The following is an 8,461-nucleotide window of genomic DNA, read 5'->3' on the forward strand; positions in this document are numbered from 1 at the left end:
GCTCCGGCCCGCGCCCTCGCCGGCGCAGCCGCCTCCCCCGGGCCGCCGGGCCGAGGCAGCCCGCCCCGCAGCCGTGCCGACCGCCGGACCGCCCGCCGGGCGGCAGGACCACCCGGCAGTCACGGCACCGTCGTTCGGCGCGTTCGTCGCCGCCGCGGCAGCCGCCGGCTCGCTGGTGGTGCAGCCCCGCATGGGGTTCAGCGACCCCGCCGAGATGCGACGCGGGTTGGCGGCGACCCGCGCCGCCGGCGCCACCACGGTCGGCACGCTCACGATCGACAGCTACACCCGGGTCGGCGACGACGCCTCTGCACGCGCCTGCCTCGACGACGGCGTTCCCCTCAACGGCTACCCGATCACCGCCCATTCCGCCGAGCGCAGCAGGGAGTTGCTGGCCGGCGTCGTCGGGGCGGGGTTTCCCGTCCAGGTGCGCCACGGCTCCTCGGTGCCGGACGGCATCATCCGCGCGCTGACCGCCGCCGGGCTGGACGCCACGGAAGGGGGCCCGGTCTCCTACTGCCTGCCGTACGGCCGCACGCCGCTGGCGCGTTCGGTGGAGAACTGGGCACGCGCCTGCGAGCTGCTGGCCGAGTCGGCGCCCGCCCCCCGCGCCCCGCACGTGGAGAGCTTCGGCGGCTGCATGCTGGGCCAACTGTGCCCGCCCGCGCTGCTGGTGGCGATCAGCCTGCTGGAGGGCGTCTTCTTCACCCAGCACGGCATCGGCAGCGTCTCGCTGAGCTACGCCCAGCAGACGGACGCCGCCCAGGACGAGGACGCGGTCCGCGCGCTGCGGCGGTTGGCCGCCGAGTTCCTACCGGCCGGGACCGACTGGCACGTCGTGCTCTACACCTACATGGGGGTCTACCCCGTGACGGAGCACGGGGCGCTCCGGCTGCTGGAGTGCTCGGCGCGGCTCGCGGTGCGGTCCGGCGCCCGCAGGCTGATCGTGAAGACCGCTGCCGAGGCGCACCGCATCCCCACCATCGAGGAGAACGCCCGCGCGTTGGAGACGGCGGCGACCGCCGCCTCGGCGACCGACGCGACGCCGTCCGGCGAGGAGGGTGACAGCGAGGTCTACCTCCAGGCACGCGAGTTCGTCGGCGCGGTGCTGTCGCTGGACGGGAACGTCGGGCGCGCGCTGCGTACCGCGTTCGCCCGCGGCGTCCTCGACATCCCGTTCTGCCTCCATCCGGACAACGCAGGTCGGTCCCGGAGCTACCTGGACGGCGGCGGGCGCCTGCGCTGGTCGGCCACGGGCGCCATGCCCGTGCGCCCCGACGGCGCGGGCGGCGGGTCGCTGACCTCCTGGGGGCTGCTGTCGGCGCTGCACGGCATGGCCCGGATCTTCGACGGCTCCGACCCCGGCGACCTCGACCCACGTCAGGACCCAGGCGTCTGGGCGGAGTCCGGCGCCACCACGGCGGAGGCTGCCGCACCCGCCCCGGAGGCAGCCCCGGCCGTCTCCGGCAACCCGCCGCAGACCGCACCACCGGCACCGCGACACAGCGCGCCGGCCCTCCCCGCACGCCCCGCCCCCGACCCCGGAGAAGAGATGCCGTACACGACCGCCTCCCTCGCTCCCCCCGCCGACGGGCCGGTGACGCCCGACGGCACAGCCGCCGCGGCTCCCCCGCCCCCGCCGCTCGGGGAGCACCTGCGCACCCCGGCGCTCCGCGACGCGATGCTGGTCCAGCAGGAGGCGCTGCACGCCGCCCGCGGCTACCTGCGCGGCCAGGGGTTCGTCGAGCTGCTGCCCCCGCTGGTCGGCCCGGTCACCGACCCGGGCGGGCGCGGCGCCAAGGCCCTGGACGTGGACTACTACGGCCGGCCCTACAAGTTGATGACCAGCGCGATCCTCTACAAGCAGGCGTCCCTCAAGGGTTTCCCGAAGCTGTTCTACATCGCGCCCAACGTCCGCGTGGAGCCGCCGGAGACGGCGGGCACCGGACGGCACCTGGTGGAGTTCCACCAGATCGACGTCGAGTGGGCCGGCGCGGACCGCGCCGCGATCCAGACCGTCGTCGCCGGGCTGCTGAGCGAGGTCTCCGACCACGTCTGGCGCGCCGTGCCCGAGGTGCTGGAGCGGCTGGGCCGCGACCGGTTGGACTTCGCCGAGCTGCTCTCCGGCAAGGTCGGCGAGTGCACCCACACCGAGGCCGTGGCGCGGCTGCGGGCACTGGGCCACCCGCAGTCGCCGGACGCCGAGATCGACTGGCAGGGCGAGAAGGTGCTCTCCCTGGAGTCCGACCGGCCGTTCTTCGTCAACGACTACCCGAAGGGCTCGCGAGGCTTCTACGACCGCGAGGACCCGGAACGGCCGGGCGTGCTGCGCAACTTCGACCTGATCGCGCACGGCGGTTACGGCGAGCTGGTCAGCGGCAGCGAGCGGGAGTCCGACTACGCGACGCTGGTGACGCGGATGCGGGAGAGCGGCGAGAACCCCGCCAAGTACGCCTGGTACCTGGATCTGGCGCGCGAGGGCATCTCGCCCTCGGCCGGTTTCGGGATGGGCGTGCAGCGGCTGGTGCGGTTCCTGACCGGGCTGGACTTCCTGTGGCAGGTCAGCGCCTACCCGAAGCTCCCCGGGGTGGTGGCGCCGTGACCGCGCTGCGAGCACCCGGGTTCCCCGAGGACGCCGTCCGCGCCCGCGCGCGGAACGGCACGGCGGAGGTCTTCCCGGCGGCCGAGGGCTACGGCTCCCTGCTGTTCGGCGCGCCCGACGCGCCGCCCGCCCGGACCGACGAGCTGGACCGGGCGCGGCTGGTGCCGCCGGTGTTCATGCCGCGCCGGCTGGAGAAGCTGATCGAGCTGGCCCGCGAACCTCGGCACGACGATGTCGAACTCCGCACCGGCGTGGGCGGGTTCGCCGCCTCCCTCCCGTTGTACCTCTCCGCCTTCGGCTCGACGCGGGCCGGCTCGGGCGACCTCTCGGTGGCAGCGGGGCGGCAGGCGGCGCGCCTGGGTCTGCCCATGGTCATCGGCGAGAACATGGTGCCCGTCCACGGCTACCGGCGCGGCGGCCCCGACACGGAGCGGTCCGCGCTGCTCTCCCGGATAGCCGCCTACCGCGACGAGGTCGCCGACGGCGTCGGCGGGGTCGTGGTGCAGCAGTCCACCGAGGACGCCGACTCCGAGGTGTGGAACCTCGTCTACTCCGACCCCGACTCCCAGTCGCTGCTGGCGTCCGGGCGGCTCGGCTTCGAGCTGAAGATCGGGCAGGGCGCCAAACCGGGTCTCGGCGGCATGACCGTCACCGGGGACGCGGAGTCGGCGAGGCTCGCGGAACGGTTCGACCTCCAGGACGTGTTCGGGGCCGGTAGCGGCAGGCGGCTGCGCTGCGCCAGCCCGGGGACCTTCACCGAGGAGATCGTCCGCCAGCAGCTGCGGTTCATGCGGAACAACTTCCCGCTGGCCCGCGTGTGGGTGAAGCTCCACCCCGGGCGGGACGTCGCCGACGCGGCGCGGGTCGCCTGGGCGGCCGGCGCGGACGCGGTCGCCGTCGACGGGGCGGAGGGCGGCACCGGTTGGGCGCCGCACTCCTTCCTCGGGGGCGTCGGGTTGCCGCTCGCCGAGTGCCTCTCGCGGGTCGCCGCCGCGGGCGGGCCGGGCGACGGATGTCTGCTGGCCTCGGGCCGGATGTGGGAGGGCGGCCGGGCCGTCCGGGCGATGGCGCTGGGCGCCCGTGCTGTCGGCCTGGGGCGGGCGGCACTGGTGGCGGTCGACGAGGACCCCCGGGACGGGCTGGTCCGCCTCGCCGACGCCCTCGCGCTGGAGGCGCGGCTGCTGATCAGCGCGCTCGGCAAGTACCGGGCGGCGGACCTGTCCCCCGAGGACCTGTGGTGGCCCGGCGCGGCCCCTGCCGCGGCTCCCTCGGCCGCCGCCCCCGCCTCGGCCGACGGGGAGGTGGCGGCATGACCGCGCTGGTCGACGTCGCGAGCCACTTCCCCGGGCCCCGCCTCCCCATCGAGGAGGTCGGCAACGAGGCGGACATGCCGCACATCAGGATCTTCCGGCGGTACTTCGGCCTCGACACGGTGCACCGCGCCCCGGGCGTGGAGACCCACCGGCTGCACGCCGCCGCGGCGGACTCCCTGTCGATGCTGCGCGGCCGGGAGCATCTGGTCCGGTACGTGGTGATGGCGCGCTCCATCGCCACCGGGGCGTCCTCGACCGAGGAGCCGCCGGAGGAGCTGTGCCGGCTGCTGGGCCTGCCCGACGCGGTCGCGTTCACCGTCACCCAGCACGCCTGCGCCGCCGGCCTGCTCGCCGTCCACCTCGTCGGCGAGATGCTGGCCGCGGACGGTGACCCGGACGCGCTGGGGCTGGTGCTCGCCGGGGAGCGGGTGGCCACCCGCCACCTCCAGATCGTCCCGCGCTCCACCGTGCTCGGCGAGGGGACCGCCGCGGTCCTGGTGGGCACCGGGGGCGACCGCGACCGGATGCTCTCCTACGTCACCCACACCCGCGGCCGGTTCGCCGACGGCATCCCACCGCACCCGGTGGAGAAGGACTTCTTCCGCGAGCACCAGATCGTCCTCGCGGAGACGCTCCGCGAGGCGGTCGCCGCGGCCGGTACCACCCTGGAGCAGCTGCGACTGGTCCTGCCGCACAACGTCAACACCATGGTGTGGCGGAAGCTCTGCGAGGACCACGGCTTCGACGAGCGGCAACTGTTCCTGGAGAACGTGCCGTTCAGCGGCCACTGCTTCGGGGCCGACAGCTTCCTCAACCACGTCACCGCGCGGGAGCGCGGTCTGCTCGCCCCCGGCGACCTCTACCTGATGGTCGGCGTCGGCCTGGGCGCCACCTACTCCGCCGCGGTCTTCCGCCACTGAACCGAGGAACCCCACCATGCTCCAGCAGACCCTGACCTTCACCGAGGGCGTGAAAGAAGCCTGCGGTGCCACGCCCGGCACCCCGTTCGTCCTGCTCGGCAACTTCGAGGTCGAGGACGAGTGGGCCAAGGGCGAGACCGGGCTGCCGAGCGTCGGCGGCCGGTCGGCCGCGGCGATCGTCAACCGCATGGACGAGTTCGCCCTGCTCCTCGCGGGCGGCGACGACCACGTCGTCCTGAAGTCCCGCCCGGACGACGGCTATCTGGGCTACCTCGACGGCCTCGGTCTCGACCTGCCCGGGGTCCTGGTGACCGACGTCAACGACCCCTCGCACACCGTCGCCGTGGACGCGCTGGCCTCCCCGCTGCTCCAGCAGCGGCTCCGCGAACTCGCGCTCCGCGGTGCCCGGTTGTGGCCGCACGGCATGTCGGTCCTGGAGGAGCGGCTGTGCGCGCTGACCTCGCTGACACCGGCGCTGCCGCCCGCGGCGCTGGTCAAGTCGGTGAACAGCAAGATCTACAGCCGGCGGCTCGCGACCGAGCTGGGCCTGGCGCAGGCCCGCGGCTGGGAGTGCGAGAGCGCCGAGGAGTTCGCGGAGGTCGCACGTGCCGCCGCCGCGACCTCGCTGTCCTGCGGGCGGCGGGTGGGGGTCAAGGACGCCTACGGGGTCTCCGGCAAGGGCATCGTCGTCGTCGACGACGAGCGGCGGATGCAGCAGTTGGTCCGCATGGTCCGGCGCACCGCCGCCCGCTCCGGCAACCCCTGGCTGTCGCTGGTCGTCGAGGAGTGGGCCGACAAGGCCGTCGACCTCAACTACCACTTCACTGTCTCCGTCGACGGCGCGGTCCGCTTCGACTTCATCAAGGAGGCCATCACCGACCGCGGCGTCCACAAGGGCCACCGTTTCCCCGCTCGGATCTCCGATCGCCACACCGCCGAGATCGAGGACGCCTCGCAGCGGATCGGCGCCCGGCTCGCCGCCGAGGGGTTCCACGGCCCGGTCGGGGTGGACGCGATCGTCACCACCGACGGCGAGCTGCTGCCGGTGCTGGAGATCAACGCCCGCAACAACATGTCGACCTACCAGACCCGGCTCCAGGAGCGGTTCGTCGGGCCCGGGGCGCTGGCGATGGCCCGCCAGTACGACGTCCGCCCCGCCGGCCACCGCCCGTTCGCGCGGACCCGGGACATCCTCGGCGACCTGCTGCTGACCGCCGAGGGCGGCCGGGGGCTGCTGGTCAACAACCACGCCACCGTCAACGCCGCAGCGACCGGCGAGGGCCCCCACAACGGGCGGCTCTACGGCCTGCTGATCGCCCGCGACGAGGCCGAACTCGACGCCCTGGACGCCACCATCGCCCGCCGCCTCGCCGAGGAGAACGCCGACCATGAGTGACCCGACCACCACCCCCTCCCCGAACGCCGGCGGCATCGGTGCGCCGCCCGCCGTGCAGGGCATCGGCTTCGCCGAGCTGGCCGAGCGTTTCGGCACCCCGTTGTACGTCTACGACGGCGACGTCATCGCCCGCCAGTACCGCGGCCTCCGTGAGGCGCTGCACCCCGCGGTGGAGATGTTCTACTCGCTGAAGGCCAACCCGAACGTCAGCGTCTGCGCACTGCTCCACTCCCTGGGCGCGAGCGCCGAGGTCTCCTCTCTGACGGAGCTGGTCACGGCCCGGCGCGCCGGTGTCCCCGCCGACCGCACGATGTTCCTCGGCCCGGGGAAGAGCCGCACCGAGATCACCGCCTGCCTGAAGGACCAGGTGACGCTGATCTGCGAGTCGTTCGGCGAACTGTCGCTGATCGACGAGCTCGCCGCCGGCCTGGGCCGCACCGCGGAGGTGGTGCTGCGCGTCAACCCGAGCTTCGCCGTCAAGGGCAGCGGGCTGACGATGGGCGGCAAGCCCCGGCAGTTCGGCATCGACGAGCAGGCGCTGCTGGACGCCCCCGACCTCGCCGGCCGCCACCCCCACGTGCGGCTGAGCGGTTTCCAGACCTACATGGGCACCCGCATCCTCTCCGCCGCCGTGGTGGAGGAGAACACCTCCCGCATCCTGGACCTCGCCGAGCGGCTCGCGGAACGGCTCGACGTCCCGCTGGACGTCGTCGACGTCGGCGGCGGCCTGGGTGTGGCGTACTTCCCCGGCGAGAACGACCTGGACCCGGTGGAGGTCGCCGACCTGGTCAACCCGCACTTCGAGCGGTTCGCCGCCCGGCACCCGGGGACGCGGCTGGTGATGGAGCTCGGCCGGTACCTCGTGGGCCACAGCGGCACCTACGCGGCCCGGGTGCGGTACGTGAAGGAGTCCATGGGCGAGCGGTTCGCCGTCGCGGACGGCGGGACCAACCACCACATGGCGGCGGTCGGCATCGGCTCGTTCGTCAAGCGCAACTTCCCGATGCGGCTGCTCAACCGCGCGGCGGCGGGCGAGGCGGTGCCGTGGAACGTCACCGGTCCGCTGTGCACCCCCAACGACACCCTCGGCAAGGCGGTCGCGCTGCCCGCGGACCTCGCCCCCGGCGACATCGTCGGCGTGGAGCGCTCCGGCGCCTACGGCCCGACGGCCTCCCCGGTGCACTTCCTCAGCCACGGCTACCCCGCCGAGGTGCTGGTCCACGGCGGGCGCGCCCACCTGGTCCGCAGCCGTGACGACGCCGAGTCGCTGCTCGGCAGCCAGATCCTGCACGACTTCCCCGCCCCCGGGCCCTCCCCCGTCGCCGACGCGGCCTGACCCTCCCCAGGCGGCCCACCGCCGCACCCACGGGCGCCGACCGGCCCCCGCCCCCGACCCTCACCGAGGAGCACCCCATGACCACCGCAGCCGCCACCGACCAGCAGCTCGTCACCGCCGTCGTCGCCGCCCTCTCCGAGGTGCTCGGCGAGCCGCTGCCGGACGCGACCCCCGACACCCGGCTCTTCGACGAACTGCACTTGGACTCCACCAGCGTCCTCAGCCTCCTGATGGCCCTGGAGGACTCCCTGGAGCTGGAGGTGGACCCGGAGAGCCTGGAGCAGCACCACCTGGAGACCGTCGGTTCCCTGGCCGGCTACGTCGCTGGGATCCGGTGACCCGTGCCCGCCTTCCGGCGCGACGACGCGTCCCGCGGCCGTCCGGCCGCGGCTCCGCGCCTGACCGGCGCCCTCACCCTGCACTTCACCCGGGAGGACCGGGGCACCGAACCGGACGACATGTGGGCCTACAAGAGCCACTGGGACGACCTCGCCGGCGGTGAACTCGACTACTGCTGGCTGGAGTCGGCGCCCGCCGTGAGCTACCACGACATGGCCGCCGCCGTCGGCCGGGCGCTCGGGCCGCAGGCCCTCGCGGAGGTCGACCTGATCGTCTTCGCGATGACCGTCGCCGACTGCCGCCACTCCTCGATGGCGGGCGCCCTCCTGGCAGGCGTCGCCGACAACGACGCCCTCGTCCTGGGGGTCTCGGAACAGGGCGTCGCGGCGCCGTTCACCGCGCTGCGGATCGCCACCGGACAACTGGCGTCCGGCGCCCGGCGCCGCGCCCTGGTGGTGGCGGCGGAGCAGTCCACGCTCCCGCCGTGCCCCGTCGCCGGCACCCGTCCGGGCCGGGACGCCGCCGTCGCGCTGGTCCTGGACGCCGGCCCCGGCC

Annotated in this window: 6 protein-coding genes and 1 pseudogene; all 7 read left to right on the forward strand. The window is 74.4% G+C overall.

The genetic code is table 11. The features are described 5' to 3' along the window. Positions 1 to 2,602, forward strand: a 2,602-nt coding sequence (locus HCJ92_RS19665; protein WP_245241025.1) for an amino acid--tRNA ligase-related protein, incomplete at its 5' end; no start/stop codon positions are given. Continuing rightward, positions 2,599 to 3,915: a glutamate synthase-related protein gene (locus tag HCJ92_RS19670; RefSeq protein WP_167934948.1), complete on the forward strand. Its 1,317-nt coding sequence runs from the start codon at positions 2,599 to 2,601 to the stop codon at positions 3,913 to 3,915. The genes HCJ92_RS19665 and HCJ92_RS19670, both read left to right, overlap by 4 nt. Then, on the forward strand, positions 3,912 to 4,835 hold the full coding sequence (locus tag HCJ92_RS19675) for a 3-oxoacyl-[acyl-carrier-protein] synthase III C-terminal domain-containing protein (RefSeq protein WP_167934949.1): 924 nt from the start codon (positions 3,912 to 3,914) through the stop codon (positions 4,833 to 4,835). Before HCJ92_RS19670 ends, HCJ92_RS19675 begins: the two co-directional genes overlap by 4 nt. Positions 4,836 to 4,851: 16 nt before the next feature. Further along, positions 4,852 to 6,231 carry a preATP grasp domain-containing protein gene (locus HCJ92_RS19680; protein ID WP_167934950.1) on the forward strand — a complete coding sequence of 460 codons (1,380 nt, stop codon included), beginning with the start codon at positions 4,852 to 4,854 and terminating at the stop codon, positions 6,229 to 6,231. Then, entirely contained in the window at positions 6,224 to 7,567 is a 1,344-nt protein-coding gene (locus HCJ92_RS19685) for an alanine racemase (protein WP_167934951.1), read from the forward strand. The genes HCJ92_RS19680 and HCJ92_RS19685 overlap by 8 nt, the downstream gene beginning before the upstream one ends. Before the next feature lie 77 nt (positions 7,568 to 7,644). Continuing rightward, positions 7,645 to 7,905, forward strand: a complete 261-nt coding sequence (locus tag HCJ92_RS19690; RefSeq protein WP_167934952.1) for an acyl carrier protein — start codon at positions 7,645 to 7,647, stop codon at positions 7,903 to 7,905. A 3-nt stretch (positions 7,906 to 7,908) separates the two neighbouring features. After that, positions 7,909 to 8,461, forward strand: a pseudogene (locus HCJ92_RS19695) (hypothetical protein); the annotation flags it as partial.

The organism is Streptomyces spiramenti (assembly GCF_012034385.1).
GTDB classification, from domain to species: Bacteria; Actinomycetota; Actinomycetes; order Streptomycetales; family Streptomycetaceae; genus Streptomyces; species Streptomyces spiramenti.

Excerpts from the sequence above, each read along its gene's own strand:
- HCJ92_RS19675 (WP_167934949.1), top strand. The coding sequence starts at position 3,912 with ATGACCGCGCTGGTCGACGTCGCGAGCCACTTCCCCGGGCCCCGCCTC.
- HCJ92_RS19680 (WP_167934950.1), top strand. The coding sequence starts at position 4,852 with ATGCTCCAGCAGACCCTGACCTTCACCGAGGGCGTGAAAGAAGCCTGC.
- HCJ92_RS19685 (WP_167934951.1), top strand. The coding sequence starts at position 6,224 with ATGAGTGACCCGACCACCACCCCCTCCCCGAACGCCGGCGGCATCGGT.
- HCJ92_RS19690 (WP_167934952.1), top strand. The coding sequence starts at position 7,645 with ATGACCACCGCAGCCGCCACCGACCAGCAGCTCGTCACCGCCGTCGTC.